The sequence below is a fragment of the Fulvimonas soli genome, assembly GCF_003148905.1.
Classification (GTDB): Bacteria; Pseudomonadota; Gammaproteobacteria; order Xanthomonadales; family Rhodanobacteraceae; genus Fulvimonas; species Fulvimonas soli.
On sequence record NZ_QGHC01000006.1, the window covers coordinates 105275 to 132172 of the forward strand.

At 71.7% G+C, this 26898-nt stretch carries 29 protein-coding genes; 19 read left to right on the forward strand and 10 right to left on the reverse strand.

Going from position 1 to position 26898, the window contains the following annotated elements:
• Positions 1-67 precede the first annotated feature (67 nt).
• From C7456_RS09150 to C7456_RS09160, 3 genes are all read left to right on the forward strand, one after another.
• Positions 68-1417, forward strand: coding sequence for an FAD-dependent oxidoreductase (locus C7456_RS09150; protein ID WP_109723441.1), 1350 nt, complete (start codon positions 68-70; stop codon positions 1415-1417).
• 23 nt (positions 1418-1440) lie between these two features.
• Positions 1441-2220 carry an N-formylglutamate deformylase gene (gene hutG / locus C7456_RS09155; RefSeq protein WP_109723442.1) on the forward strand — a complete coding sequence of 260 codons (780 nt, stop codon included), beginning with the start codon at positions 1441-1443 and terminating at the stop codon, positions 2218-2220.
• Between the two features lie 188 nt (positions 2221-2408).
• A complete protein-coding gene (locus tag C7456_RS09160) occupies positions 2409-2633 on the forward strand; it encodes a hypothetical protein (protein WP_109723443.1) in 225 nt (74 codons plus the stop codon).
• Positions 2634-2686: 53 nt separating this feature from the next.
• Here the strand turns inward: C7456_RS09160 and C7456_RS09165 are convergent, their stop codons facing one another.
• Genes C7456_RS09165 through asnS form a run of 7 tightly spaced genes read right to left on the reverse strand, consistent with a single transcriptional unit; the run spans position 2687 to position 8628 of the window.
• Positions 2687-3106 (reverse strand): RidA family protein, encoded by a 420-nt coding sequence (locus C7456_RS09165; protein WP_109723444.1) that lies wholly within the window; start codon positions 3104-3106, stop codon positions 2687-2689.
• Positions 3103-3771 (reverse strand): carbonate dehydratase, encoded by a 669-nt coding sequence (gene can, locus C7456_RS09170; protein WP_109723445.1) that lies wholly within the window; start codon positions 3769-3771, stop codon positions 3103-3105. Before can ends, C7456_RS09165 begins: the two co-directional genes overlap by 4 nt.
• A gap of 11 nt (positions 3772-3782) precedes the next feature.
• The gene (locus tag C7456_RS09175; protein ID WP_109723446.1) at positions 3783-5234 is read right to left on the reverse strand and encodes an aldehyde dehydrogenase; all 1452 of its coding nucleotides are present in this window, start codon (positions 5232-5234) and stop codon (positions 3783-3785) included.
• 55 nt (positions 5235-5289) lie between these two features.
• Entirely contained in the window at positions 5290-6081 is a 792-nt protein-coding gene (locus C7456_RS09180; protein WP_109723447.1) for an SDR family oxidoreductase, read from the reverse strand.
• A 23-nt stretch (positions 6082-6104) separates the two neighbouring features.
• Positions 6105-6434 (reverse strand): hypothetical protein, encoded by a 330-nt coding sequence (locus C7456_RS09185; protein ID WP_109723448.1) that lies wholly within the window; start codon positions 6432-6434, stop codon positions 6105-6107.
• Positions 6431-7222, reverse strand: coding sequence for a MalM family protein (locus tag C7456_RS09190; RefSeq protein WP_109723449.1), 792 nt, complete (start codon positions 7220-7222; stop codon positions 6431-6433). Before C7456_RS09190 ends, C7456_RS09185 begins: the two co-directional genes overlap by 4 nt.
• A gap of 5 nt (positions 7223-7227) precedes the next feature.
• On the reverse strand, positions 7228-8628 hold the full coding sequence (gene asnS, locus C7456_RS09195; protein WP_109723450.1) for an asparagine--tRNA ligase: 1401 nt from the start codon (positions 8626-8628) through the stop codon (positions 7228-7230).
• Between the two features lie 153 nt (positions 8629-8781).
• Here asnS and C7456_RS09200 point away from each other — a divergent pair, with 153 nt between their 5' ends.
• The 7 genes from C7456_RS09200 (at position 8782) to radA (ending at position 15300) form a co-directional block, all read left to right on the forward strand.
• Positions 8782-9108 (forward strand): HesB/IscA family protein, encoded by a 327-nt coding sequence (locus C7456_RS09200; RefSeq protein ID WP_109723451.1) that lies wholly within the window; start codon positions 8782-8784, stop codon positions 9106-9108.
• A 447-nt stretch (positions 9109-9555) separates the two neighbouring features.
• Complete coding sequence (gene rpsF / locus C7456_RS09205) at positions 9556-9957, forward strand: 30S ribosomal protein S6 (RefSeq protein WP_109723452.1); 402 nt, start codon at positions 9556-9558, stop codon at positions 9955-9957.
• A gap of 14 nt (positions 9958-9971) precedes the next feature.
• Positions 9972-10202, forward strand: coding sequence for a 30S ribosomal protein S18 (rpsR, locus tag C7456_RS09210; RefSeq protein ID WP_074552179.1), 231 nt, complete (start codon positions 9972-9974; stop codon positions 10200-10202).
• Between the two features lie 225 nt (positions 10203-10427).
• Positions 10428-10877: a 50S ribosomal protein L9 gene (gene rplI / locus C7456_RS09215; RefSeq protein ID WP_109723453.1), complete on the forward strand. Its 450-nt coding sequence runs from the start codon at positions 10428-10430 to the stop codon at positions 10875-10877.
• A 209-nt stretch (positions 10878-11086) separates the two neighbouring features.
• Entirely contained in the window at positions 11087-12484 is a 1398-nt protein-coding gene (locus C7456_RS09220) for a replicative DNA helicase (protein ID WP_109723454.1), read from the forward strand.
• Positions 12485-12600: 116 nt separating this feature from the next.
• Positions 12601-13689: an alanine racemase gene (alr, locus tag C7456_RS09225; protein WP_109723455.1), complete on the forward strand. Its 1089-nt coding sequence runs from the start codon at positions 12601-12603 to the stop codon at positions 13687-13689.
• A 234-nt stretch (positions 13690-13923) separates the two neighbouring features.
• A complete protein-coding gene (gene radA, locus C7456_RS09230; RefSeq protein WP_109723456.1) occupies positions 13924-15300 on the forward strand; it encodes a DNA repair protein RadA in 1377 nt (458 codons plus the stop codon).
• 290 nt (positions 15301-15590) lie between these two features.
• Here the strand turns inward: radA and C7456_RS09235 are convergent, their stop codons facing one another.
• Positions 15591-16391, reverse strand: a complete 801-nt coding sequence (locus C7456_RS09235; protein WP_109723457.1) for a cytochrome C assembly family protein — start codon at positions 16389-16391, stop codon at positions 15591-15593.
• A gap of 93 nt (positions 16392-16484) precedes the next feature.
• Between C7456_RS09235 and C7456_RS09240 the strand changes: the two genes are divergently transcribed.
• From C7456_RS09240 to rplS, 8 genes are all read left to right on the forward strand, one after another.
• Complete coding sequence (locus C7456_RS09240) at positions 16485-16772, forward strand: autorepressor SdpR family transcription factor (protein WP_109723458.1); 288 nt, start codon at positions 16485-16487, stop codon at positions 16770-16772.
• Entirely contained in the window at positions 16769-17413 is a 645-nt protein-coding gene (locus C7456_RS09245) for an SdpI family protein (protein ID WP_109723459.1), read from the forward strand. Before C7456_RS09240 ends, C7456_RS09245 begins: the two co-directional genes overlap by 4 nt.
• A gap of 49 nt (positions 17414-17462) precedes the next feature.
• On the forward strand, positions 17463-18803 hold the full coding sequence (locus C7456_RS09250) for an alpha/beta hydrolase (protein WP_109723460.1): 1341 nt from the start codon (positions 17463-17465) through the stop codon (positions 18801-18803).
• 67 nt (positions 18804-18870) lie between these two features.
• The gene (gene ffh, locus C7456_RS09255) at positions 18871-20253 is read left to right on the forward strand and encodes a signal recognition particle protein (RefSeq protein ID WP_109723461.1); all 1383 of its coding nucleotides are present in this window, start codon (positions 18871-18873) and stop codon (positions 20251-20253) included.
• A gap of 175 nt (positions 20254-20428) precedes the next feature.
• Positions 20429-20683, forward strand: coding sequence for a 30S ribosomal protein S16 (gene rpsP / locus C7456_RS09260; protein ID WP_109723462.1), 255 nt, complete (start codon positions 20429-20431; stop codon positions 20681-20683).
• A 2-nt stretch (positions 20684-20685) separates the two neighbouring features.
• On the forward strand, positions 20686-21201 hold the full coding sequence (gene rimM, locus C7456_RS09265) for a ribosome maturation factor RimM (protein WP_109723463.1): 516 nt from the start codon (positions 20686-20688) through the stop codon (positions 21199-21201).
• Positions 21202-21221: 20 nt separating this feature from the next.
• Positions 21222-21974 (forward strand): tRNA (guanosine(37)-N1)-methyltransferase TrmD, encoded by a 753-nt coding sequence (trmD, locus tag C7456_RS09270; RefSeq protein ID WP_109723464.1) that lies wholly within the window; start codon positions 21222-21224, stop codon positions 21972-21974.
• 135 nt (positions 21975-22109) lie between these two features.
• Entirely contained in the window at positions 22110-22499 is a 390-nt protein-coding gene (gene rplS / locus C7456_RS09275; protein ID WP_109723465.1) for a 50S ribosomal protein L19, read from the forward strand.
• Between the two features lie 541 nt (positions 22500-23040).
• Here the strand turns inward: rplS and C7456_RS09280 are convergent.
• Both C7456_RS09280 and epmB read right to left on the reverse strand, forming a co-directional pair.
• Complete coding sequence (locus C7456_RS09280; protein WP_109723466.1) at positions 23041-25080, reverse strand: EAL domain-containing response regulator; 2040 nt, start codon at positions 25078-25080, stop codon at positions 23041-23043.
• Positions 25081-25221: 141 nt separating this feature from the next.
• Positions 25222-26232: an EF-P beta-lysylation protein EpmB gene (gene epmB / locus C7456_RS09285; RefSeq protein WP_109723467.1), complete on the reverse strand. Its 1011-nt coding sequence runs from the start codon at positions 26230-26232 to the stop codon at positions 25222-25224.
• A gap of 89 nt (positions 26233-26321) precedes the next feature.
• On the opposite strand from epmB, the gene efp reads away from it, so the two are divergent.
• Positions 26322-26891, forward strand: a complete 570-nt coding sequence (gene efp, locus C7456_RS09290) for an elongation factor P (RefSeq protein WP_109723468.1) — start codon at positions 26322-26324, stop codon at positions 26889-26891.
• Positions 26892-26898: the final 7 nt, after the last annotated feature.

Sequence of the window (26898 nt, forward strand, 5' to 3'; positions counted from 1 at the left end):
CCGGCCCGCGCGGGCGCAGGCATGACGGCCGGCATCGGCAACGGCGCAGCGCGGCAGGAGGTTCCGCATGACCCGACGATTCGACCTGATCGTGCTCGGCGCCGGCTCGGCCGGCCTCACCGTGGCGCAGCGCGCGGCGCGGCACGGCGCCCGCGTGGCGGTATGCGATCCCGGCGCGCTGGGGGGCACCTGCGTCAACCGGGGCTGCGTGCCGAAGAAGGCGCTGTGGTTCGCCGCGCAGTGGGCGCAGTCGCAGGCGCTGGCGCGCGACTACGGCTTCGCGCTGGCGCGGCCGGCCGCGCTGGACTGGAAACGCTTCCGCCGGCAGCGCGACGACTACATCGCCGGCATCCGCGCGCGCTACGACCGGCGCCTGCAGGAGGCCGGCGTGGCGCTGATCGGCGAGGCGGCCCGCTTCCTCGCCCCGGACCTGCTCGAACTCGCCGGCGGCGGCCGCCTCGCCGCGCCGCAGGTGGTGATCGCCACCGGCGCGCGCCCGCGCCGGCTGGAGCTGCCCGGCTTCGGGCTGGGCATGGTGTCGGACGACGTGTTCGCGCTGGAGCGCGCGCCCGCGCGCCTCGCCGTGGTCGGCGGCGGCTACGTGGCGATGGAGTTCGCCTGCCTGCTGCACGCGCTGGGTTGCGGGGTGGACCTGCTGGTCCGCGGCGAACTGCTCGGGAACTTCGACGCCGAGCTGGTGCAGCACCTGGCCGGCCGGATGCTGGCGCGCGGCATCCGCATCGTGATGCAGACCGAGGTCCGCGCCGCGCACGGCAGCGCGGGAGCGGTCCGGCTCGAAGACCAGACCGGCGCCATGCACGGTCCCTACGACGCCGTGCTGTGGACGGTCGGCCGCGTGCCGAACAGCGACGGGCTCGGGCTGGACGGGATCGGCGTGGCGACCGACGCGGGAGGACACGTGCAGGTGGACCGCTATCAGGCCACCGGCGTGCCCGGCATCGCCGCGCTGGGCGATGTCACCGGCCGCCGCGCGCTGACGCCGGTGGCGGTGGCGGCCGGCTACGCGCTGGCCGAGCGGCTGTTCGGCGGCAAGCCGCAGTCGCGTTTCGACTACGAGGCGATCCCCAGCGTGGCCTTCACCGACCCGCCGCTGGGCGGCGTCGGCCTCACCGAGGCGCAGGCGCGCGGGCGGCATGGCGAGGCGGTGCGCGTCTACACGCGCAGCTTCGTGCCGCTGCAGCTCGCCGTGGCCGGGCGCGAGGAGCGCAGCTGGACGAAGCTGGTCTGCGCGGGCGGGGACGAGCGCGTGGTCGGCCTCCACGCGCTGGGGCCGGGCGTGGACGAGCTGCTGCAGGGCTACGCCGTGGCGCTGCGCCAGGGGCTGCGCAGGCGCGACCTCAACGCGGCGGTGGCGATCCATCCCACCGCGGCGGAGGAACTGCTGTTGCTGCACTGAGGACGGGCCGCGACACTAGCGCGATGGACACCTACACGCTCGAACGCGGCACGGCGCCGCTGCTGATCAGCCTGCCGCACGACGGCAGCCACATCCCGGACGATTTGGCCGCGCGCATGCGCCCGCGCGCGCGCCGCGCGCCGGACACCGACTGGCACGTGGGCCGGCTGTACGCGCCGCTGGCGCGCGCGCTCGGCGCCAGCCTGCTGCGCCCGCTGGCCTCGCGCTACGTGATCGACCTCAACCGGCCGGCCGACGGCCACGCGCTCTACCCGGGCCGCCGCGAGACCGGGCTGGTGCCCACCCTCGGCTTCGACGGCGAGCCGATCTACCTCGACGGAGCCGAGCCGGACGCGGCCGAAACGCAACGGCGGGTGAACGACTACTGGCAGCCCTACCACCGCGCCTTGCAGCAGGAACTTGCGAGGCTGCACGCCGAGCACGGCCGCGTGGTGCTGTGGGAAGGCCACTCGATCCGCAGCCGCGTGCCGATGCTGTTCGACGGCGTGCTGCCGGACTTCAACCTCGGCACGGCCGACGGCGCCAGCTGCACGGCCGCGCTGCAGCGGCGCCTCGCCGACGCCCTGGCGGCGCAGTCCGACTACAGCCACGTGGTGAACGGCCGCTTCAAGGGCGGCTACATCACCCGCGCGTACCACCGCGTGGAGGAGGGCATCCAGGCCGTGCAGCTGGAGCTGGCCCAGCACCGCTACATGGACGAGGAGAGCTTCGCCTACGACGAGGCCAAGGCGCCCGCGGTGCAGCGGCTGATCGGGCGGCTGCTGCGGCTGTGCCTGGAGTGACCGCAAGTTCCTGACGCACGGAATTGCCGTTGCGCGAAGTCAAGCGCCGGCGCGCCCCGGCGCGGGGGCCGCGGGCCCTGCCCGTTCAGTCGCGGTATGCCGGCGCGGAGCCACTGTGCCTTCGCCGCGCCGCCCGCGTCGCCGGGTTCCGGCCGGGTCCGCGGCCCAGACATGCGAGGCTTACCATCATGCGTAAACTTGTGATCGCTTCTCTGCTCGTGGCGGGCGTCGCCTTCGGCGGCACGGTGCTGGCCCAGGACACGGCGTCGCAGAGCACGGCTCCGGCCGCCGCCAAGTCGACGGCCGACCAGGCCGCCGCGCCGAAGGCCACCAAGCACCACAAGGGCCACAAGCACAAGGCCGCCGACAGCTCGACCGCGAATCCGGCCAGCGCCAGCAGCAGCGGCAAGTAAGCCGGCGGACGAGCCGCACCCCATGGAACCCCGGCGGTCGCGCCGGGGTTTTCTTATGCGCGCAGCGCGGCCACGCACTTGAGCTCGATGGCGATCGGCGTGGGCAGGGCGCCGACGCCCACGGTGGTGCGGCAGGCGTCCACGCCGGCGAAATGCTCGGCGTACAGGCGGTTGTAGGCGGGGAAGTCGCGCGCCATGTCGGTGAGGAACACGGTCACGTCCACCAGGTCCTCCCAGCGCGCGCCGGCCGCCTCCAGCACCGCGCGCACGTTGGCGAACACCTGCCGGCACTGCGCCTCGATGTCGTAGGCGACGAGCCGGCCGCCGGCGTCGTAGACGTTGCCGGGAATCGCGTCGTCGCCGGGCCGGCGCGGGCCGACCCCGGAGAGGAACAGCAGGTCGCCCGCGCGCCGCGCGTGCGGATAGGCGCCCACCGGCGCCGGCGCGGCCTCGGTGCGCACCGCCCCGCTCACGGTTCCACCCACGGCTCGCGGGTCAGCCGCTGCACGGCCGCCTCGTAGGCCGGCCACAGCGCGGCGCGCGAATCGACGTGCAGCCCCAGGTCGTTCACGTGGCCGTTGGCCAGGCTGTAGCACCAGGCGTGCACGGACAGCTTCTGGCCGCGCTCCCAGGCGTCCATCACCATCGTGGTGTGGCACACGTTGACCACCTGCTCGATCGCGTTGAGCTCGCACAGGCGGCGGTTGCGCTCGGCCATCAGGTCGAGCGCGCCGAGCAGGCCGCCGTGCCGCTGCGCGACGTCGGCGACGTGGCGCAGCCAGTTGTCGACCAGGCCGAGGCGGCGGTCGTCCAGCACCGCCTGCACGCCACCGCAGCCGTAGTGGCCGACCACGATGATGTGCTCGACCTTGAGCACGTCCACCGCGAACTGGATGGTGCTCAGGCAGTTCAGGTCGGTGTGCGAGACCACGTTGGCGACGTTGCGCTGCACGAAGATCTCGCCGGGCGGCAGGTCGACGATCTGGGTGGCCGGCACGCGCGAGTCGGAGCAGCCGATCCACAGGTACTTGGGCGACTGCTGCTGCGCCAGGCGCTCGAAGAAGCTCGGGTCCTGCGCGGTCACGGCGGCCGACCAGCGGCGGTTGCTGTCGATCAGATCCTGCAACGGGCTTTTCAAGACGGGTTTCCTCAGTAGCGGATGCAGACGTTCTTCGGCTCGGTGAAGAAGCGCAGCGCCTCGGCGCCGCCCTCGCGGCCGAGCCCGGACTGCTTGGCGCCGCCGAACGGCGTGCGCAGGTCGCGCAGCAGCCAGCAGTTGATCCAGACGATGCCGAAATCCAGCCGCGCGGCCAGGCGGTGCGCGCGGGCGAGGTCGCGCGTCCACAGCGAGGCGGCCAGGCCGTAGCGGCTGTCGTTGGCGATCGCCAGCGCCTCGGCCTCGTCCTCGAACGGGATCAGGCTCACCACCGGGCCGAAGATCTCGGTCTGGTTGGTGGCCGCGCCGCGGGGCAGGCCCTCGACCACCGTGGGCGCGACGAACCAGCCGCCGGCGCAGCGGCCGGGCACCGGCACCGCCCCGCCGCCGCACAGCACGCGGCCGCCCTCGGCGCGGGCCTGCGCGATGCAGCCCAGCACCTTGTCGAAGTGGGCGCGCGAGACCAGCGCGCCGAGGTCGCTGGCCGGGTCGTCCGGGTCGCCCACGCGCAGCGCGCGCACGCGCGCGAGGTAGCGCTCGCGGAAGGCCTCGTAGATCGCGCGCTGCACCAGCAGGCGCGAGCCGCACAGGCAGATCTCGCCCTGGTTGGCGAAGCCGGAGCGCACGATGGTGTCCAGGTCGGCGTCGGACAGCTCGGCGTCGGCGAACACGATGGCCGGGTTCTTGCCGCCCATCTCCAGCGACAGCTTCTTGAACTGCGGCGCGGCCAGCGCGGCGATGCGCGCGCCGGTGGCGGTGCTGCCGGTGAAGGACACCGCCTGCACCGCCGGGTCGGCGACCAGCGCCTCGCCCACCGTGGGGCCGCGGCCGTGCACGACGTTGAGCGCGCCGGGCGGGAGGCCGGCCTCGATGCTCAGCTCGCCGAGCAGGGCGGCGGTGCAGGGCGTGACCTCGGAGGGCTTGGCCACCACCGCGTTGCCGGCGGCCAGCGCCGGCGCGATCTTCCAGGTGAACAGGTACAGCGGCAGGTTCCACGGGCTGATGCAGCCGACCACGCCCAGCGGCTGGCGCAGGGTGTAGTTGATCGCGTCCGGCGCGGTGGCGTGCGACTCGCTGCCCCAGCCCTCGACGGCGGCGGCGAAGAAACGCAGATTGCTCACCGCGCGCGGGATGTCCAGGCTGCGCGCCAGCGCGCGCGGCTTGCCGCTGTCGCGCGACTCCAGCGCGGCGAACTCCTCCAGCCGCGCCTCGACCAGGTCGGCCAGGCGCCGCAGCAATTGCGCGCGCCGCGTCGCGGGCGTGTCCGCCCAGGCGGGGGCGGCGCGCTGCGCGGCGGCGCTCGCGGCGGCGACGTCGGCCGCGTCGGAATCGGGGCAGCGCGCGAACGCCTCGCCGGTGGCCGGCTCGTGCACGTCCAGCCAGCGGTCGGCGCGCGGGGCCTGCTGGCGACCGTCGATCAGGTTGGCGAGATGCAGGCTGGGCATCCGCACAAGCTTAAGCCCTGCGTCCGCCGAATGCACCGGACGCGGGCGTATGCCTTCAGCTCAGCGCGCGCGTGCGCCCGCCGTCCACCGCGATGCTGACGCCGTTGACGTAGGCGGCGGCGGGGGTGCAGAGGAAGGCGATCACCGCGGCCACCTCCTCCGGCTCGCCGAAGCGGCCGGCCGGCACGCCGGCGAGCATGCCGCGGGCGATCTCGTCCTCGCCGCGCCCGCTCCTGGCCGCCTGCGCGGCGATCAGCCCGGCCAGCCGGGCGGTGCGGGTGTAGCCCGGCAGCACGTTGTTGACGGTGATGCCGTCGGCGGCCAGCTCGCCCGACAGCGTCTTGGCCCAGCTCGCCACCGCGGCGCGCACGCTGTTGGAGACGCCCAGCCCCGCGATCGGCTCCTTCACCGAGGTGGAGATCACGTTGACGATGCGGCCGTAGCCGGCCGCGCGCATGCCCGGCAGCAGCGCCTGCACCAGCACCTGGCCGGCCAGCAGGTGCTGGCGGAACGCGGCCTCGAAGGCCTCCGGCTCGGCGCTGTGCGCGGGGCCGCCGGGCGGGCCGCCGGTGTTGTTGACCAGGATCTGCGCCGGCGCGATGGCGGCCAAGTCGGTGGCGGCGGCCTGCAGCGCGGCGGTGTCGAGCATGTCCACCGCGCGCCAGTCGTGCCGCTGCCCGGCGTGCGCGCGCGGCAGCTCCTGCGCCAGCGGGCGCAGCGCGTCGGCGGAGCGGGCCAGCAGGGTGACGCTGGCGCCGAGCGCGGCCAGCTCGATCGCGGCGGCGCGGCCGATGCCCTGCGAGGCGCCGCAGACCAGGGCATGGCGATGGCGCAGGTCCAGTTGCATGGCGTCTCCGGAGGCGCGGGGGGTCAGTGCGGCGCCTGCCGCTGCAGGAACAGCGCGGCCAGCAGGCAGGCCCAGGCCAGCCACAGCGTCGAGCGCCAGATCCGGTACCAGCGCGTGATGGCCGGGTCCTGCAGCAGCTCGGGCAGGCGCGGGCGCGTGCCGCGCAGCACGCGCTGCAGGCGGACCCAGGTGTGCAGCAGCCCGCCCGGTCCCTCGCCGGCGATGATCTTCCACTGCTGCGGATGGCGCTCGCGCAGCAGCACGGCCAGGCGGTACTGCGCCAGGTAATACAGCACGAAGCAGGCGACGACGCCGGCGAGCAGGGTGAAGTAGAGGGCGAGGGCTGGGCTCAACTTCCGCTCCGGCTCCACGGCATGGGCAGCGCGCTGCGCAGGGTGTTCAGCACGCCGTTGCCCTGGGCCGCCTTGTCGCAGATCGCGTTGTCCACCGCCTTCTGGTAGCTGTGGCTCATCAGGCCCACCCAGAGGGTGCCGTCGGGGCCGTGCGGGATGCGGAAGCTGCCCTTGGAGTTCATCTGCACCGGCGCCTCGGCGGAGAACGAGGCCGGCGACTGCTCCCAGTAGGTGTCGCCCGCCTGCTGCTTGTCGGAGCTGTAGATCACCAGGTAGCGCGCCTTGTCGCTCTCCACGGTGACGTGGCCGAAGGCGCCGCTGCTGGCGTCGCTCCAGCCCATGTACTCGCACAGCTGCACGTCCTGCGAGTCGATCGGCTGGAAGGCCTCGTCCAGCAGCACCACGGTGGGCGCGAACAGGTAGCTCGAATGCAGCCAGCGGCCGTTCAAGTCCGACTTCAGCGCTATCTGGTAGGGCCGCCGGACGTCGGGGGGCAGGCTGAAGGCGAGGAAGTAGCTGCGCACGCCGTTGAGGCTGGCCACCTGGCCGTCGCTGCCCAGCTCGAACTTCTTCGGGTGCCACGGCAGCTGGGTCTGGTAGGAGAAGTCGGCGAAGCTGCCGCAGCAGGGCGTGGCCTGCTGCAGGCGCTGCTTGGCCTGCTCCAGCGCGTTGCCGGTGTCCGTCGGCGGCCGCAGGTTGGGCGGCACCAGCACTTTCACGCTGTGGCAGGCGCCCAGCAGCAGGGCCAGGGCGAACGCGGCGAACGGCAGGAGTGGGCGATGGGGCATCGGCGTTAGAAGTCGGCGGAACCCGCGGCGCGTGGGTAGGGGATGGCGTCGCGGATGTTGGACAGGCCACAAACGTAGACCAGCAGGCGCTCGAAGCCAAGCCCGAAGCCGGCGTGCGGCACGGTGCCGTAGCGGCGCAGGTCGCGGTACCAGCCATACGTGCGCGCATCGAGGCCGAATTTGGCCATCCGGGCGTCCAGATGGTCCAGCCGCTCCTCGCGCTGGCTGCCGCCGATGATCTCGCCGATGCCGGGGGCCAGCACGTCCATCGCGGCCACCGTCCGGCCGTCGTCGTTGAGGCGCATGTAGAAGGCCTTGATCGCCTCCGGGTAGTTCATCACGACCACGGGGCGGCCGACGTGCTTCTCGGCCAGGTAGCGCTCGTGCTCGGTCTGCAGGTCCACGCCCCAGGCGACCGGGTACTCGAACTTCTGCCCGGACTTCTTCAGGATCTCGATCGCCTCGCCGTAGTCGATGCGCTCGAACGGCTGGGCGATGAAGGCCTCCAGCCGGGTGACCGCCTCCGGCAGCACGCGGTCGGCGAAGAACGCCATGTCGTCCGGGCGCTCCTCCAGCACCGCCCTGAAGATCGCCTTGAGGAAGGCCTCGGCGCAGTCGGCGTCGGCGCCGAGGTCGGCGAAGGCGATCTCCGGCTCCACCATCCAGAACTCGGCCAGGTGGCGCGGGGTGTTGGAGTTCTCCGCGCGGAAGGTGGGGCCGAAGGTGTAGACCTTGCTCATCGCCAGGCAGTAGGCCTCCACGTTGAGCTGGCCGGAGACGGTGAGGAAGGCCTCGCGGCCGAAGAAGTCCTTGCGGAAGTCGATCCTGCCGTCCGGCGTGCGCGGCAGGTTGGCCAGGTCCAGGGTGGACAGGCGGAACATGTCGCCGGCGCCTTCCGCGTCCGAAGTGGTGATGATCGGCGTGTTGATCCAGAAGAAGCCCTGCTCGGTGAGGTGGCGGTGGATCGCCGTCATCATGGTGTGGCGCACCCGGGTGACCGCGCCGAACAGGTTGGTGCGCGGGCGCAGGTGCGCCACCTCGCGCAGGAACTCCATCGAGTGCTGCTTGGGCTGGATCGGATAGGTCTCCGGGTCGTCCACGAAGCCGGTGACCTGCACCTGCTCGGCCTGCAGCTCGAACGCCTGGCCCTTGCCCTGCGAGGGTGCCAGCGTGCCGCTGACGATCACGCCGGCGCCGGCGGTGAGGTGCTTCACCTCGCTCTCGTAGTTGGGCAGGGTGGCCGGCACCACCGCCTGGATCGGGTCGAAGCAGGAGCCGTCGTTGACGTTGACGAAGGACAGGCCGGCCTTGGAATCGCGCCGGGTGCGCACCCAGCCGCGTACCGTCACCTTGCTGCCGGCCTCGAGCTTGCCGGAAAGAGCCTGCTTGACGCTGACCACCGTCATGGGTTGAAACTCCTGCGCGGGCGCCGCACATCGGCGCCGGGATCGTGGCGAAAGGGGCCGCCGGCGGCGGCTTCGGGGCAAACCGGCATGATAATGTAGGCCTTGCCCGCGCCGCGACTTTCCGCCGCTTCCCGCCGTTTCCGACACGCCGCCATGACCATCACGATCACCCCCGCCGCCAGCCAGCGCATGCGCCAGTTCCTCGCGCAGACTCCCGCTGCCGTGGGCGTGCGCTTCGGGGTCAGGCGCACCGGCTGCTCCGGCTTCGGCTACGTGGTGGACCTGGCCGAGCGCGTGGATGCCGGCGACAGCGTGGTCGAGATCGACGGCGTGCCGGTGGTGGTGGACGCCGGGAGCCTGCCGCTGGTGGACGGCACCGTGATCGACTTCCAGCGCCAGGGGCTCAACGCCGGCTTCGTGTTCCACAACCCCAATGCCACCGGGCAGTGCGGGTGCGGGGAGAGCTTTACGGTGGGGTGAGTCGTTAGGACCTGTTCACGATCTCCCGTCGGTCCGGCCACTCCCTCTCCGTCATTCCTGCGAAAGCAGGAACCCAGTGACTTTCCCTCGAAAGGTCAACGACGCTGGATCCCAGCTTTCGCTGGGACGACGTTTCATGGGGGCTTGGAGATCGTGGACAGGCTCTTGGGGGGAGTAGCGAGGGCGCGAGTTCGTGGCGCCCCGCGGACCGAAGCGGGGCCGTTCCCCTGACCCGGCCTGGGTGCAGCCCCGGCGCCCGGTTTTCGCGCCCTCGCCACTCGTCCCTCGCCCCTGGCGCGGCCCCACGCTTGCCCCAAGCCCCCATCCCGCCATACAATTCCGCTTCTGTCCGCCCTCCATGGGCGCGGACGGACCCTTGCCTCACCGCATCGGACGGGAGGCTGCCAGGCCCCGAAAAGGCCGCATCCACAAGGAGTTACCCTCAAGATGTCCCTGCGACATTACGAAATCGTGTTCCTGGTCCACCCTGACCAGAGCGAGCAGGTCCCGGCGATGATCGAGCGCTACAAGGCGCTGATCGAGAGCGACGGCGGCAAGATCCACCGCCTGGAGGACTGGGGCCGCCGCCAGCTGGCCTACCCGATCATCAACCTGGCCAAGGCGCACTACGTGCTGCTGAACATCGAGGCCAGCCAGGGCGTCCTGAACGAGCTGGAGTCGGGCTTCCGCTTCAACGACGCGGTGCTGCGCCACCTGATCGTCAAGCGCGACGAGGCCGAGACCGAGCCGTCCTTCATCCTGAAGTCCAAGGAGAAGGATGACGCCAAGTCCTCGCGCCGCCGCGACGACGACGCCGACCGCGGCAACGACAACGACAGCGACGACTGATCAGGAGCGCACCCATGTCCAAGTTCTTCCGCCGCCGCAAGTTCTGCCGCTTCACGGCCGAAAACGTGAAGGAGATCGACTACAAGGATCTCAACACGCTGCGCCAGTACATCACCGAGAACGGCAAGATCGTGCCCAGCCGCATCACCGGCACCAAGGCGCGCTACCAGCGCCAGCTGGCCACCGCGATCAAGCGCGCCCGCTTCCTGGCGCTGCTGCCGTACACCGACAACCACGACGTCTGAGCTGAAGATCCTTCTCCCCGCCGGGGAGAAGGTGCCCCGCAGGGGCGGATGAGGGGACAAGGCTTGCGGGGGCGGTCATCGGAGCGTGCTCCGGTTCGATCATCCTGCAAGCCCCGGCCCCGCATTCCGGCCCTCTCCCCGCGAGGGGGGAGTTCTGAAGACGACGCTTCGGACAACCGTCCACGGCTGCGCCGGCTTCGCCGGTGCTAACGAAAGGAAAAAACCATGGAACTGATTCTTCTCGAGAAAGTCCGCAACCTCGGCAACCTGGGCGACAAGGTCAAGGTGAAGCCGGGTTACGGCCGCAACTATCTCCTGCCGCAGGGCAAGGCCGTGCCGGTCACCCCGGCCAACCTCGAAGCCTTCGAGAAGCGCCGCGCCGAGTACGAGGCCAAGGCCAACGCGCTGCTGTCCGAGGCCGAGGCCCGCAAGGCCAGGCTGGAGGGCGTCGAGGTGACCATCACCGCGCACGCCAGCCCGGAAGGCAAGCTGTACGGCTCGGTCGGCCCGCGCGAGATCGCCGAGGCGCTGGAGGCCGCCGGCCAGAAGGTCGGCAAGGGCGAGGTGATCCAGGGCGAAGGCCCGATCCGCCAGGTCGGCGAGTACGAGGTGCAGATCGCCCTGCACGCCGACGTGCACACCCAGATCAAGGTGATCGTGGTCGGCGAGAAGTAAGCGCCCGCGCCAGGCTGGACCCGGGACGGGCGCCTTCGGGCGCCCGTCCGCTTTTGCGGCGCCGGTTGTCCACCGTCGCGCACAGCTTTTCCACAGGCATTCCCCAGGGTTGTTGTCTCGTCCCGCGCGACGCGCCCGCGTATGCTCCCTGTCAGAGTCCGCCGCCGGTGTCCGTCGGCCCCGCGGCTGTCCCTTCGTGAGGTCACGCCATGCCCTTTGTTCCCGAGCGCAAGAGCAGCCATGGTTCCGCCGTCGAGGCGCTGCGCGTGCCGCCGCACTCGATCGAGGCCGAGCAGGCGGTGCTGGGCGGCCTGATGCTGGCCCCCGGCGCGCTGGACAAGGTGGCCGACCGGCTGGCCGAGGGCGACTTCTACCGCAAGGACCACCGCCTGATCTGGCGTGCGATCACGGAGCTGGCCAACAAGGGCATGCCCTGCGACGCGGTGACGCTGGGCGACTGGTTCGAGGCCAACGGCCTGGCCGAGCTGGTGGGCGGCGCGGGCTACCTGATCGAACTGGCCAACGCCACGCCCAGCGCGGCCAACATCGGCGCCTACGCGGACATCGTGCGCGAGAAGTCGATCCTGCGGCAGCTGATCGACGCCGGCACCGAGATCACCGAGGACGGCTACCGCCCCGACGGCCGCAGCGTGCAGGAGGTGCTGGAGGCGGCCGAGCAGCGCGTGTTCCACATCGCCGAGTCCGGCGCGCGCGGCAAGAAGGATTCGGTGTCGATGCGCGAGGCGGTCAAGGACGCCTTCCGCATCCTCTCCGAGCGCTACGAGAACAAGGGCCAGCTCACCGGCATTTCCACCGGCTTCACCGACCTGGACGAGCTGACCTCGGGCCTGCAGCCTTCGGACCTGATCATCATCGCGGCGCGCCCCTCGATGGGCAAGACCGCGTTTTCGCTCAACATCGCCGAGTCCGCCGCGCTGCGCGGCAAGAAGGCGGTGGTGGTGTTCTCGATGGAAATGTCGGCCTCGCAGCTGGCCTTCCGCCTGATCTCCTCGATCGGCCGCATCCACCAGCAGCACCTGCGCAACGGCGACCTCTCCGAGGAGGACTGGCCGCGCGTCACCAACGCCATCGCGATCCTCTCCGAGGCCAAGATCTTCATCGACGACACGCCCGGCCTGTCGCCGGTGGAGCTGCGCTCGCGCGCGCGCCGGCTGCACCGCGAGCACGGCGGGCTGGGCCTGATCGTGATCGACTACCTGCAGCTGATGCAGGTGCCCGGCAACAAGGAGAACCGCGCCACCGAGATTTCAGAGATCTCGCGTTCACTGAAGGGGCTCGCCAAGGAACTGAACGTGCCCGTGATCGCCCTGTCGCAGTTGAACCGCTCGCTGGAGCAGCGCGCCGACAAGCGCCCGATGATGTCCGACCTGCGCGAATCGGGCGCCATCGAGCAGGACGCCGACGTGATCATGTTCATCTACCGCGACGAGTACTACAACAAGGAATCGGCCGACAAGGGCCTGGCCGAGATCATCATCGGCAAGCAGCGCAACGGCCCCACCGACACGGTGAAGCTGACCTTCCTCGGCCACTACACCAAGTTCGAGAACTACGCGCCGGATTCGTTCGTGGGGGCGTTCGAGTGAGGGGCGAGGGACGAGTAGCGAGGGCGCAAGCCCGGACGTTGGCGGCTGGACTCCAGGTTGCCGGGCGTTTCCACGCCGCGTCCTCGCTACTCGCCCCTCGCCCCTGATCTTCCCCCATGAGCCGCACCACCGTCGCCACCATCCACCTCGGCGCGCTGCGCCACAACCTCGCGCGCATCAAGGCGCTGGCCGCGCCGGCGAAGGTGATGGCGGTGGTCAAGGCCGACGCCTACGGCCACGGCCTGGAGCGCGTGGCGCGCGCGCTGGACGCCGAGGCGGAAGCCTTCGCGGTGGCCGCGCTGGGCGACGGCCTGCGCCTGCGCGCGGCCGGGCACCGCCAGCGCATCGTGGTGCTGTCCGGCCCGGACCAGCCCGGCGACATCGCCGAGATGCAGCGGCTGGAGCTGGAGGCGGCGATCCACCACGAGGCGCAGCTGGCCTGGCTGGCCGAGGCCAGCCCCGCGCGCGGGCGCCTGCGCGCGTGGCTGAAGGTGGACAGCGGCATGCACCGCCTGGGCTTCCCGCCCGGGCGCGTCGCCGAGGTGCACGCGCGGCTGGCGGCGATGCCGGGCGTCGATCCGCGGATCGGCCTCCTCACCCACTTCGCCGAGTCGGAAAACTTCGACGGCCGCGCCACGGCCGCGCAGATCGCGCGCTTCGACGAGGCCACGCGCGGGCTCGACGGCCCGCGCTCGCTGTCCAACTCGGCCGCCGTGCTGGGCTGGCCGGAGGCACGCGCCGACTGGGTGCGCAGCGGTGGCCTGCTGTACGGACTGTCGGTGGTGGAGGGCAGGAGCGGCGCCGACTTCGGCTTCCGCCCGGCGATGACGCTGAGCACGCGGCTGATCGCGGTCAACCGCGTCGGCAAGGGCGAGCGCATCGGCTACAACGGCACCTGGCAGTGCCCGGAGGACATGCCGGTGGGCGTGGCCGCGATCGGTTATGGCGACGGCTACCCGCGCAGCGCCGCCGCCGGCACGCCGGTGCTGGTGGGCGACGCGCGCGTGCCGCTGATCGGCCGCGTGTCGATGGACCTGGTCACGCTGGACCTGCGCGGGGCGCCGCGGGCCAGGGTGGGCGACCGGGTGACGCTGTGGGGGCCGGAGCTGCCGGTGGAGACGATCGCGGCGCAGGCCGGCACGATCAGCTACGACCTCACCTGCGGCATGACGCGGCGGGTGCTGTTCGTCGAGGACGAGCGCTGAGGCGGCCGCCGCGGGCGGCTTGCCCGGCGTCGTCGCGAAGCTGGGCGGTTTCGCTTGGGTGTGTGGCCCGCGGCCGGAGGCCGCTCCCACGGGGTTGCGGCAAGCCTTGTGGGAGCGGCCTCCGGCCGCGATCCCTCCGCGCGAGGAAGGACGCGCCCCGGCGCGCAACCGTCTCGCGGCGCGCGACGGCCGCAGGCTAAGCTCGCCTTCCCATCCGCCGGACCGGAATCCCCAATGGCCAAGGCCAAGACCGCCTACGTCTGCACCGACTGCGGCGCCGAGCACTCCAAGTGGCAGGGCCAGTGCGTCGACTGCGGGGCGTGGAACACGCTCTCCGAGATCGTGCTGCAGCCGGCGGCGAAGTCGGCCGGCGCGGCGCGCGGCGGCTACGCGGGCCGCACCGCGGGCGCGCCGCGGGTGACGCCGCTGGCCGAGGTGGCGGTGACCGCCGAGTCACGCACGCTCACCGGCATCGGCGAGCTGGACCGCGTGCTGGGCGGCGGCCTGGTGGAAGGCTCGGTGGTGCTTATCGGCGGCGACCCGGGCATCGGCAAGTCCACCCTGCTGCTGCAGATGCTGGGGCGGCTGGGCGAGCGGCTGCCCAGCGTCTACGTCACCGGCGAGGAGTCGCTGGCGCAGGTGGCCGCGCGCGCGCAGCGGCTGGACCTGCCGCTGGCGCCGCTGCACGCGCTGGCCGAGACCGGCATCGAGCGCATCCTGGAGCAGGCCGCGCAGGCGCGGCCGCGCGTGCTGGTGATCGACTCGATCCAGACCATCTGGACGGAACTGCTCACCGCTGCGCCCGGCTCGGTGAGCCAGGTGCGCGAGTCGGCGGCCAAGCTCACCCGCTACGCCAAGGAGACCGGCACCAGCGTGTTCCTGGTCGGCCACGTGACCAAGGAGGGCGGCATCGCCGGACCGCGCGTGCTGGAGCACATGGTCGACGCGGTGCTGTACTTCGAGGGCGAGTCGGGCAGCCGCTTCCGCGTGCTGCGCGCGTTCAAGAACCGCTTCGGCGCGGTCAACGAGCTGGGCGTGTTCGCGATGGGCGAGAAGGGCCTGCGCGAGGTGCCCAACCCTTCCGCGATCTTCCTCTCCGCGCACAGCGGCCCCACGCCGGGCAGCGCGGTGATGGTCACGCGCGAAGGCACCCGGCCGCTGCTGGTGGAGGTGCAGGCGCTGGTCGACCAGTCCTCGCTGGGCAACCCGCGCCGCGTGGCGCTGGGGCTGGAGCAGAACCGCCTGGCGATGCTGCTGGCGGTGCTGCATCGCCATGGCGGGGTGGCGGCCTACGACCAGGACGTCTTCGTCAACGTGGTCGGCGGCATCCGCGTGCAGGAGACCGCGGCCGACCTGCCAGTGCTGCTGGCGGTGCTGTCCTCCCTGCGCGACCGCCCGCTGCCGGACAAGACCATCGCCTTCGGCGAGGTCGGCCTGTCCGGCGAGATCCGCCCGGTGCCCAACGGCGAGGAGCGGCTGAAGGAAGCCGCCCAGCACGGCTTCGTGCGCGCCATCGTGCCGAAGGCGAACGCGCCGAAGAAGGGGCGCGTGGGCGAGCTGGAGGTGGTCGGCGTGGAGCGGCTGGCGCAGGCGATCGAGGCGGTGGGGTAGGGAGGGGTGAGTGGTGGGTAGCGAGTAGTGAGGGCGCAAAGTCGCGCGCTGCGGCAAGACGGGAGGTCTCACGATAAGAGCCTGTTCGTGATTTCCCCGTACTGCGTCGGGAACCATCGCGCGGGTCAGGGATAGGGTGGAGGGGGCCGTCGGTCTTCGACGGTGCGGCATGGCGGGACTGGGCCTTGATCTGGGCATCGCGGGACCACCAATGGCCGAGCGCAGCCTCCACAGGCGCTAAAAGCGCGCTACCTCTGCGCCCTCGCTACTCGTCCCTCATCCCTCGCCTGCTAGGCCGTGCGGTGCAGCACCATCTCCAGCACGAACTTGCTGCCGAAGAACGCCAGCAGCAGCAGCGCCATGCCGGTCAGGGCCAGGTTGACCGCCTGGCGGCCGCGCCAGCCGTAGCGCCAGCGGCCGACCAGCAGGGCGCCGAACACCAGCCAGGCGACGATCGACAGCACGGTCTTGTGCACCAGGTGCTGGCCGAACAGGTCGTCGACGAACAGGATGCCGGTGAGCAGGGTCAGCGTGAGCAGCGTGAAGCCGGCGCCGATCAGGCGGAACAGCAGCGTCTCGGTCAGCGTCAGCGGCGGCAGCGCGCGCAGCCACGGGCCGAACTGGCGGTGGCGCAGCGCGCGTTCCTGCACCGCCAGCAGGATCGCCAGCACCGCGGCGATCGACAGCACGCTGAAGGCGAGCAGCGCCACGGTGACGTGCAGCTTGATCTGCCAGTCCATCGGCTGCGGCGCGGTCGGCGGCGCGGCGAAGGCGTCCAGCGCCACCAGCAGGGCCGACAGCGGGAACACGACCACGCCGATCGCCGCCACCGGCCGGCTCAGGTTGACCAGCAGGGTGAGCGCGGCAACCACGCAGGCGGTCAGCGACAGCGCGCCGAAGAAGTGCAGGTCCAGCGCGCCGCGGTGCATGCCCAGCAGCATGCCGGCGTGCGCCAGCACGGCCAGCGCGGCGATGGACAGCGCGCCGCGCTGCACGCCGGCCGCGTCCGCGCGCCCGAACAGCGGCCAGGCCAGCAGGCCGGCGGCGAGCAGGTAGCAGGCGATGGCGAGGAGGGCGGCGAACGTCAGCATGGCGGGCAAGTGTGGCACAGGCACCGGAAAGGCGTGAACGCCGGAAGCGGCGAGCGCTTGCAATATTTAGAAATTTGTCTAAATATCTATCCCATGAAGCAGCAGGAAGTCTTCCGCGCCCTGGCCGATCCCACCCGCCGCGCCATCCTCAAGCGGCTGCAGGGCGGCGCGATGAGCGCGGGCGAGCTCGGCGCGGCGTTCGACATCACCCCGGCCTCGCTGTCGCACCACTTCGCGGTGCTCAAGCAGGCCGACCTGGTGCGCACCGAGCGGCGCGGCCAGTACATCGTCTATTCCCTCAACAGCACCGTGGTGGAGGACCTCGCCCGCATGGTGCTGGACCTGTTCCCGTCGGGCGGCGCCCGAGGAGGCAAGCGATGAGATTCCCACGTGCCCTGCTGGTGTCGGCCGCCTTCGTGCTGGCCGCGGCGGTCGCCGCCGCATGGCTGTACCCGGCGCTGCCGGACCGGGTGGCGGTGCACTGGAACGTGCACGGGCAGATCGACGGCTACTGGCCGCGAGCGTGGGCGGCAGCCTTCGCGCCGGCGCTGATCGCGCTGCTGGCGGCGCTGGCCTGGGCCCTGCCGGCGATGTCGCCGCGCCGCTACGGGATCGGTTCCTTCGCCTGGGTATGGCACCTGGCCATGCTCGCGGGGCAGGGCGTGGTGCTGGTGGTGGGGCTGGCGATGCTGCTGCGCGGCGCCGGGCACGCGGTGCCGGTGCCGACGGTCGCGCTGCTGGCGGTCGGCGCGCTGCTGATGGTGGTCGGCAACTACATGGGCAAGCTGCGCCGCAACTTCTTCATCGGCATCCGCACGCCGTGGACGCTGACCAGCGACGCGGTGTGGGAGCGCACGCACCGCCTGGGCGGCCGGCTGTTCGTGCTGGCGGGCCTGGCCATCGTGCTGGGTGCGCTGTGGCTGCGTGCGTTCTGGCTGCCGCTGGCCTGCGTCGCCGTGGCGACGCTGGTGCCCTGCGCCTACTCGTTCGTGCTGTACCGGCGGCTGCAGCGCGGCGGCTGACGCCGCCGGCCGCATCGGCCTTCCCTTCCCGATCCGCGAGGAGTCCGCCATGGCCCGTCGTCTGTTTCCCCTGCTGTGCGCCGGCATGCTGGCGGCGGCGCCCGCCGGCGCGGCCGATACCGCCGCCGCGGCCTGCCAGGCGCGTTCCGCCGCGCTGATCGAGGCGCTGGCGCAGGGCGACTACGCGCACGCCGGCAAGGATTTCTCCGCCGCCGTCGCCCAGGCGCTGGACGCCGGCCGGCTGCGGCAGGTATGGGAGCAACTGCAGCTCCAGGCCGGCCGCTACCAGTCGCACGGGGCGGCCGAATGGCGGGCCGTGGCCGGCCGCGAACTGGCGGTCACCAGGGTGAACTTCGCCGGGAGCGCGCTGGACATGCTGGTCGGCTGCGGGGCGGACGGCCGCATCGAGACCTTCCGCTTCGTCCCGGCGGAGCGGGCGGAGGCGGCGCCCGCCGCGCCATTGGCGCTGCCCGCGGGCGCGCAGGAACGGCCGCTGCAGGTGGCCTCGCCGCTCGGGCCGCTGCCCGGCGTGCTCACGCTGCCGGCCGGCCGCGGGCCGTTCCCCGCGGTGCTGCTGGTGGCCGGCTCGGGACCGCAGGACCGCGACGAGACGGTCGGCCCCAACAAGCCGTTCCGCGACCTGGCCGTGGGCCTGGCGCAGGCCGGCATCGCCACGCTGCGCTACGACAAGCGCAGCTACGCCTACGGCATGCGGACGGCGACCGACAGTCGCGTCACCGTCGACGACGAGGTGACCGACGACGCGCTCGCCGCGCTCAAGCTGCTCGCCGCGCAGCCCGGCGTCGACGCCCGGCGCGTGTTCGTGCTCGGCCACAGCCTGGGCGGCCTGATGGCGCCGCGCATCGTCCAGCGCGCGCCGCGGGCGGCCGGCGCGATCCTGCTCGCCGCGCCGGAGCGCTTCGGCATCGCCACGCTGGAGCGGCAGGTGCGCTACATCGGCCAGTCCGGGGGCGCGCCGCAGGTCGCCCTGGACGCGCAGCTGAAGTCCCTGGCCGCCGCGCGCCAGGCGATCGACGCGGCCGATCCGGCCCAGCCGCCGGCCGGCCGCTTCGCGCACGCGCCGGCCAGCTACTGGCTGAGCCTGCGCGACTACGACGCGGTCGAGACCGCGAAATCGCTGCGCGCGCCGCTGCTGGTGCTGCAGGGCGAGGCGGACTACCAGGTGATCCCGGCGGAAGGATTGGAGCGCTGGCGCGCCGCCTTCGCCGGCGATCCGCGCGTGCGGGTCCGGGCCTATCCGGGGTTGAGCCACCTGTTCATGCCCGCGGGCCGGCCGCCGGGACCGGGCGACCTGGAGCGGCCCGGGCACGTCGATCCGGCGGTGATCCGCGACATCGCCGCCTGGGTCGCCGCGCAGCCGCCGCGCTGAGCCGTTTGCGGCCGGGCCGCGGGCGGCTCTGCTATATTCATGCGCTTGCCCCACGCCCGTGACTGCCATGTTCGAGTCGCTCAGCCAACGCCTCTCCGCCACCGTCAACCGCCTGCGCGGCCGCGGGCGGCTGACCGAGGAAAACATCCGCGAATCGCTGCGCGAGGTGCGCATCGCGCTGCTGGAGGCCGACGTCGCGCTGCCGGTGGTGCAGGCGCTGGTCGAGCGGGTGAAGGCGCGCGCGGTCGGCCAGGAGGTGCTCAAGAGCCTCACCCCGGGCCAGGCGCTGGTGAAGGTGGTCAGCGACGAGCTGACCGCGCTGATGGGCACGGTCAACACCGAGCTCAACCTTGCCGCCACGCCGCCCGCGGTGGTGCTGATGGCCGGCCTGCAGGGCGCGGGCAAGACCACCACGGTCGCCAAGCTGGCCCGTTTCCTCACCGAGCGCAAGAAGAAAAAGGTGATGGTGGTGAGCTGCGACGTCTACCGTCCGGCCGCCATCGAGCAGCTGCGCACGCTGGCCGGGCAGGTCGGCGTGAAGTTCTTCCCGTCCGAGGCGGGCCAGGACCCGGTCGAGATCGCCCGCAACGCCGTCGCCGCGGCGCGCCGCGAGGTGGTGGACGTGCTGCTGGTCGACACCGCCGGCCGCCTGCACGTGGACGCGGCGATGATGGCCGAGATCAAGGCGCTGCACGCCGCGATCGCGCCGGTCGAGACGCTGTTCGTGGTCGACTCGATGACCGGTCAGGACGCCGCCAACACCGCCAAGGCGTTCAGCGAGGCGCTGCCGCTCACCGGCGTGGTGCTGACCAAGACCGACGGCGACGCCCGCGGCGGCGCGGCCCTGTCGGTGCGCTACGTCACCGGCCGGCCGATCAAGTTCCTCGGCGCCGGCGAGAAGACCGACGCGCTGGAGCCGTTCCACCCCGACCGCGTGGCGCAGCGCATCCTCGGCATGGGCGACGTGCTGAGCCTGGTCGAGGAGGTCGAGCGCAAGGTCGACCAGGAGAAGGCGCAGAAGCTGGCCGAGAAGGTCATCAAGGGCAAGCGCTTCGACCTCAACGACATGCGCGACCAGTTGGAGCAGATGACCAACATGGGCGGCCTGGCCGGCCTGATGGACAAGCTGCCGGGCGTGTCGAGCCTGCCCGACAGCGTGAAGTCCAAAGTCAACGACGGCGAGATCAAGCGGATGATCGCCATCATCCAGTCGATGACCAGGAAGGAGCGCCGCCATCCCGACCTGCTCAACGGCTCGCGCCGCGCCCGCGTGGCGCGTGGCTCGGGCACCCAGCCGGCCGACGTCAACCGCCTGCTCAAGCAGTACATGCAGATGGAGAAGATGATGTCCAAGCTCTCCAAGGGCGGCAGCAAGGGCCTGCTGCGGCAGATGCGCGGGGCGATGCGGGGGATGGGGGGCATGGGCGGCGGACTGCCGCCCATGCGGTGAGGGGAAAAATCCAGGGACGAGTAGCGAGCGGCGAGGGCGCCGGCTCGCGCGCCCTCGCTGCTCGCCCCTCGTCCCGCACCCCTTTCTTTTTCCTCCCTTTCCGCTACAATTATGCGTTCACCGCGCTCCGTTCGGGGCGCGTTCGCCGGTCCGGCCGGCCTCTGGAGCTTTTACTATGGTCAAGATTCGTCTTTCGCGCGGCGGCGCCAAGGGCCGTCCGTTCTACCACGTCGTGGTGACCGACCAGCGCAGCAAGCGCGACGGTCGCAGCATCGAGAACCTGGGCTACTACAACCCGACGGCCGCGGGCAAGGACAAGCGCCTGGAGCTGAATGTCGCCCGCGTGAACGAGTGGGTGTCCAAGGGCGCCCAGCTGAGCGACAAGGTCGCCGCGCTCGTGAAGGAAGCCGGCAAGCAGCAGGCGGCCTAAGCATGACCGCAGCCGGTCGGCGCGTCCTGGTCGGGCGCATCGTCGGGCTGTACGGCGTGCAGGGTTGGGTCAAGATCGAATCCTGGACCGAGCCGCGCACGCAGATCTTCCGCTACCAGCCCTGGCTGCTCTCGACGGCGCCGGGCGAGGAGAGGGGGATCGCAGGCGTCACCGGGCGCCCGCAGGGCAAGGGCTTGATCGCCCACCTGCCCGGCGTGGACGACCGCGACGGCGCGGCGGCGCTGGTGGGGCACGACATCTACGTCGCCCGCGAGCAGCTGCCGCCGCCGGGGAAGGACGAGTACTACTGGGTCGACCTCGAGGGACTGGAGGTCGTCACCACGGAGGGCGCGGCGCTCGGGCGGGTCAGCCACCTGTTCGCCACCGGCGCCAACGACGTGGTGGTGGTGCGGGACGGCGGGCGCGAGCGGCTGATCCCCTTCGTCCAGGGTGTTTACGTGCGTTCGGTGGACCTGTCCGGCGGGCGCATGGTGGTGGACTGGGACCCCGAATTCTGAACGTGCGGAGTCGAGGGGCCATGCGCATCGACGTCGTCACGCTGTTTCCCGACTTCGTGCGCCAGTGCGCCGCCGTCGGCGTGGTGGGACGCGCGCAGCAGCGCGAGCTGCTGCAGGTGGAAGCCTGGAACCCGCGCGACTACGCGACCGACAACTACCGTACCGTGGACGGCCGCACCTGCGGCGGCGGGCCCGGGATGGTGATGCTGATCGAGCCTCTGCGCGCGGCCCTGAAGGCCATGCGCGAGGCGGCGCCGGAACCGGCGCACGTGGTTTACCTCAGCCCGCAGGGAGCGCGGCTGACGCAGGGCCGGGTGGAGGCGCTGGCGCGGCTGCCGCGCATCGCCCTGCTCTGCGGGCGTTACGAGGGTGTGGACGAGCGCCTGCTGGCGCGCGAGGTCGACGAGGAGCTGTCCATCGGCGACTACGTGCTGTCCGGCGGGGAACTCGGCGCCGCGGTTATCATTGATGCCGTGGGCCGCCTGCAGGAGGGCGCGCTGAACGACGCGCAGTCGGCCGAGCAGGATTCGTTCTCCAACGGGCTGCTCGACTGCCCGCACTACGCGAAGCCGGTGCACGACGCATACGGCGACGTGCCGGAGGTGCTGCTCTCCGGCGACCACGCGGCGATCCGCCGCTGGCGCCTGAAGCAGTCGCTGGGTCGGACCTGGCTGCGCCGTCCGGACCTGTTGGCGCAAGCCGCGCTGGATGCCGAGTCCCGCGCCTTGCTGGACGAATTCCGCCGCGAATACCGCGCGGCGGGAGAAAAATGAGAAGTGCGGCCATGGATGGCCGCTTTTTGACCCGCGCTCACGGATGAGCGCAAAAAACCAGAGAAGTGCGGCCACGGACGGGCGCTGCATGATTCCCGGCCAGGGACGGCCGCAAAAACCACTGAGGTTGTTGCCATGAACAAGATCATCGAACAGTTCGAAGCCGAGCAGATCACCCGCCAGCTGCCGGAATTCGGCCCCGGCGACACCGTGGTGGTCAACGTCAAGGTGAAGGAAGGCAACCGCGAGCGCGTGCAGGCCTTCGAGGGCATCGTCATCGCCAAGCGCAGCCGCGGCCTGCATTCGGCCTTCACCGTGCGCAAGATCTCGCACGGCACCGGCGTGGAGCGCGTGTTCCAGGCGCACAGCCCGGCGATCGAGTCGGTGCAGGTCAAGCGCAAGGGCAAGGTGCGCGGCGCCAAGCTGTACTACCTGCGCGGCCTGGAGGGCAAGGCGGCCCGCATCAAGGAAGACGTCGCCGCCGCGGCGGCCGCCAAGGCGGCCAAGAACGCCGCCGCCGAGTAATCCCGGCGCCCGCGTCGCATCGAGAGCCCCGCGGAGCGATCCGCGGGGCTCTCGCGTTTCCGCTTTTCCATTTTTTCTTCCTCTCCCCTGTGGGGAGAGGACCGAGGTGAGGGGGCGGGGCTCGCGGCGGCGTCTCGTCGAAGGGCCGGCCCGGATGGGTCTTGTCGCAAGAATGGCCCCTCGCCCCAGCCCTCTCCCCGGAGGGGAGAGGGCGCAAGCACGGCTTGACCGGCCCGCTACGGCTGGCGACAAAGGCCGCGGAGCGATCCGCGCGGCTTTTGCATTTCGGGTTTGCTTCCTCTCCCCTGCGGGGAGAGGATCGAGGTGAGGGGGCGGGGCTCGCGGCGGCGTCTCGTCGAAGGGCCGGCCCGGATGGGCCTTGTCGCAAGAATGGCCCCTCACCCCAGCCCTCTCCCCGGAGGGGAGAGGGAGCCAGGCACGGCCTGGAATGGCCGTTGAGGCTAGTGATAGGAGCTCCGCCGGAGCGAGCGCTCCGTGGGGTTCCGGCCTTCCTCTCGCCCGGAGGAGGGAGGAGGCCAGCTCACACCAGCCGCTGCGGCTCCTGCAGGAAGTTGCCCTGCACGAAGTCCACGCCGCAGGCGAACAGCAGCGAGGTGCTGGCGGCGTCCTCCACCCATTCGGCCACGGTCTGCTTCTTCAGCTCGCGCGCCTGGCGGCAGATCTCGGCGATCTTCTTCTGGTTGTCCGGCTGCTGCGGCAGCTGGGCCATGTAGGTGCGGTCGATCTTCAGGTAGTCGGCGTCGATGTGCTGCAGCAGCTGGAAGGAGTTGAGGCCCGAGCCGAACTGCTCCAGCGCGAAGCGGCCGCCGAGCTTCTTCCAGCCGGTGATGAACTCCTGCGCCGGGCGCAGCAGGGTCACCACCTTGCTCTCGGTCATCTCCAGCACGATCTGGCCGTGGCGCAGGCTGGCCTGCTTCAGCCGCTGGGCCAGCCACGGCAGCGTGCCCGCGTCCTGCAGCGAGGCGGCGGTGAGCTTGACGAAGAAGGTGGTCTGCACGCCCTGGCCGTCGCGCGCCTTGAGCATGTCGATGGCGCGGCCGATCACCCAGCGGTCGATCGCGCCGGTGAGGCCGTGCTTCTCGGCGATCGGCATGAAGAAGCCGGGCAGCACCTCGCCCTGCGGGCCGTTCATGCGCAGCAGGATCTCCGAGTACTCGCCCTCGGCGTCCTGCAGGCTGATGGTGTGCTGGTGGTACAGCACGAAGCTGTCCTGCTCCAGCGCCTGCTGCAGCAGCTGCAGCCAGTAGCGCTCGCGCTCCTCCTCGGCCTTCTCGCGCGCGGCCGGGTCGTGCAGCTCCATGCGGCCCACGCCCTGGCTCTGCGCGTTGCGCAGGGCCTGGCCGGCCTGGTTGAGCAGCAGCTCGGCGTTGGCGTTGCGCTCGCCCAGCAGGCTGCCGCCGATGCTGGCGGTGACGGTGATCGAGTGCGCGCCCACGTCGAAGATGCCGCTGGCGACGTCCTGCTGCAGGTCGGCGATCCAGCGGTGGATGTCCTCGTCGCTGCGCGTGTCCAGCAGCACGCCCAGGGTGTGGTCGGCCAGCAGGCCGGCCATGTCCTCGGCGCCCAGGCGCTGGCTGACGCGGGCGGCGAAGGCGGCCAGCAGCTCGTCGGCCTGGCTCAGGCCGATGCCGGCGACGATGTTCTGCCAGTTGTCCGGCTCGACCAGCAGCAGGGTCTGGCCCTTCTTGCCCTTGGCCGCGGCGGCCACCGCCTCGTCGATGTATTCCAGCGTGCGGGCGCGGTTGAACAGGCCGGTGACGGGGTCGCGCTGCAGCTGCTCCAGCAGGGCCGGGTCCACCTGCTGGCGGCGGAACACGATCTGCAGGCAGGGCTCGCCCTCGAAGGTGGCGCGCGCGAACTCGACGGTGGCCTGGAAGTTGCTGCCGTCGGCGCGGCGCGCCTGCAGCGGCAGGCTCGCCTCGGCCTTCTCGCCGCGCGAGTGGGCGCGCAGCAGGTTCTTGAAGGCCTCGGCGTCGGCGGTGCCGATCAGGTCGAGCACCGGCAGGCCGAGCAGGTCGTCGAACTCGGCGTAGCCGAAGGTGTCCAGGTAGGCCTGGTTGGCGCGCACGTGCATGCCCTCGTGCACGTAGGCGATGGGGTCGTTGGAGGAATCCAGCAGCGCGTCGCAGCGCCGCTCGGACTCGCGCAGCGCCGCCTCCAGCAGGCGCACCTGGCGGCGCGTCTGCAGCGCGTCGAACTCGCGCTGCAGCACCGCGATCAGCTGGCGCGGCTGGTTGCCCAGCGCCAGGCCGCGCACGCCGCCGGCGAACAGGTCGGCCACGGTCTGGTTGTCCATCTGCGCCACCAGGCCGACCACGGCGAGGTCGCGCCCCTGCGCGTCCAGCGCGTGCACCAGCTCGCGCAGCGGGATGCCGGCGGAAGGGTCGAACAGGACGATGTCCGGCTCCAGCTCGTCCAGCAGCGCGGGAACCTGGCCGATCTCCGTGGCGCGCCCGGGACGCACGGCGATGCCGGCGTTGCGCAGCTGGCTGATGATCTGCTCGGCCTCTTCGACCGATTTCTCGATGAAGAGGATCCTGATGACGAAATCTTTTTTCATGGGGCGCCGGACTTCCCTGGAATCGCGCAGGCCGGCCGCGGATGACGCGGCTGCACCGGGGGTTTGTAGCGGATTCCGCCGCAGGCCGCCACTGGCAATGCGCGCGCCGGTGATTCTTGCCGCATCGCCGTCGCCCGCCGGTCAGAGCGGGCGTTTGGACGGATCGCCGGCCACCTCGCGCACCAGCCGGGGCACCAGGTAGCCGGGCAGGCGGGCGCGCAGCCGCGCCAGCAGGCCCAGCGCGCGCGCGTCGTCCACCTCGAAGTGCGCGGCGCCTTGCACGCGGTCGAGCTGGTGCAGGTAGTAGGGCAGCACGCCGGCGGCGAACAGCCGCTCGGACAGCGCGGCCAGCGCGTCGGGGTCGTCGTTGATCCCGCGCAGCAGCACCGACTGGTTGAGCAGCACGGCGCCGGCCTGCTTCAGCCGCGCGCAGGCGGCGTCCACCGCGGCGTCGAGCTCGTTGGCGTGGTTGGCGTGCAGCACCACCACCTTCTGCAGCGGCAGCGCGGCCAGCCACGCGGCGAAGGCGTCGTCGACGCGCTCGGGCAGCACCACCGGCAGGCGGGTGTGGATGCGCAGGCGGGTCACGTGCGGGATGCCGGCCAGGCCGCGCGAGAGCTCCTCCAGCTTGGCCGTGGCCAGCGCCAGCGGGTCGCCGCCGGAGAGGATCAGCTCGCTGACCGTGGCGTCCCGCCGCAGGTGCTCCAGCGCCTGCCGCCACTGGCCGGCGGCGGCCATCTCCTCGCCGTAGGGGAAGTGGCGGCGGAAGCAGTAGCGGCAGTTCACCGCGCAGCTGCCGCTGGCGATCAGCAGCGCGCGGCCATGGTACTTGTGCAGCACGCCCTGCGCCTCGCGCGCGGCGAGGTCGCCCACCGCGTCGGCGGCGAAGCCGGGCGCCTCGTCCAGCTCGGCCAGCTGCGGCAGCACCTGCAGCAGCAGCGGGTCGCGCGGGTCGCCGCGGCGCATGCGCGCCGCGAAACCGCGCGGCACGCGCAGCGCGAAGCCGGCGTCGCCGGGCGGCAGGGCGGAGGCCAGGTGGGCCAGGCCGAGCGTTTCGAGCAGCTCGCGGGCGTCGGTGATGGCGTCGCGCCACGGCTCGCGCCAGTCCACGGCGGGCGGCGATAGGCGGGCGGAGGGGCTTGCGGTTATCATGGTGGGCCTAACGGAGCGGGCCTGGTGCCTGCGGCAAACCCCCATTCTAGCCGCCCGGCGGGGCGGATTTACCTCTGGAGCACAAGCGCATGGCCACTGCCGGTCTCAACGACGTCAAGAAGGGAATGAAGATCCTTCACAACGGCGACCCCTGGGTCATCACCGACGCCGACTTCATCAAGCCGGGCAAGGGCCAGGCGTTCACCCGCATCTTCATCCGCAACCTGAAGACCGGCCGCACCACCGAGCAGACGATGAAGTCCAGCGATTCCTTCGAGGTCGCCGACGTCACCGACACCGACATGCAGTACCTGTACTCCGACGGCGAGTTCTGGCACTTCATGCAGCAGGAGACCTTCGAGCAGCACCAGGCCACCAAGGCCGGCGTGGGCGACGCCGCCAAGTGGCTGAAGGGCGAGGAGGAGTGCGTGGTCACGCTGTTCAACGGCGAGATCATCGCGGTGCAGCCGCCGAACTTCGTGGAACTGCGGATCGTGGAGACCGACCCCGGCGTGCGCGGCGACACCTCCGGCGGCGGCGGCAAGCCGGCCACCCTGGAGACCGGCGCCGTGGTGCGCGTGCCGCTGTTCGTGGGGCAGGACGAGATCATCAAGGTGGACACCCGCTCCGGCGAGTACGTCAGCCGCGTGGGTAAGTGACGCAACG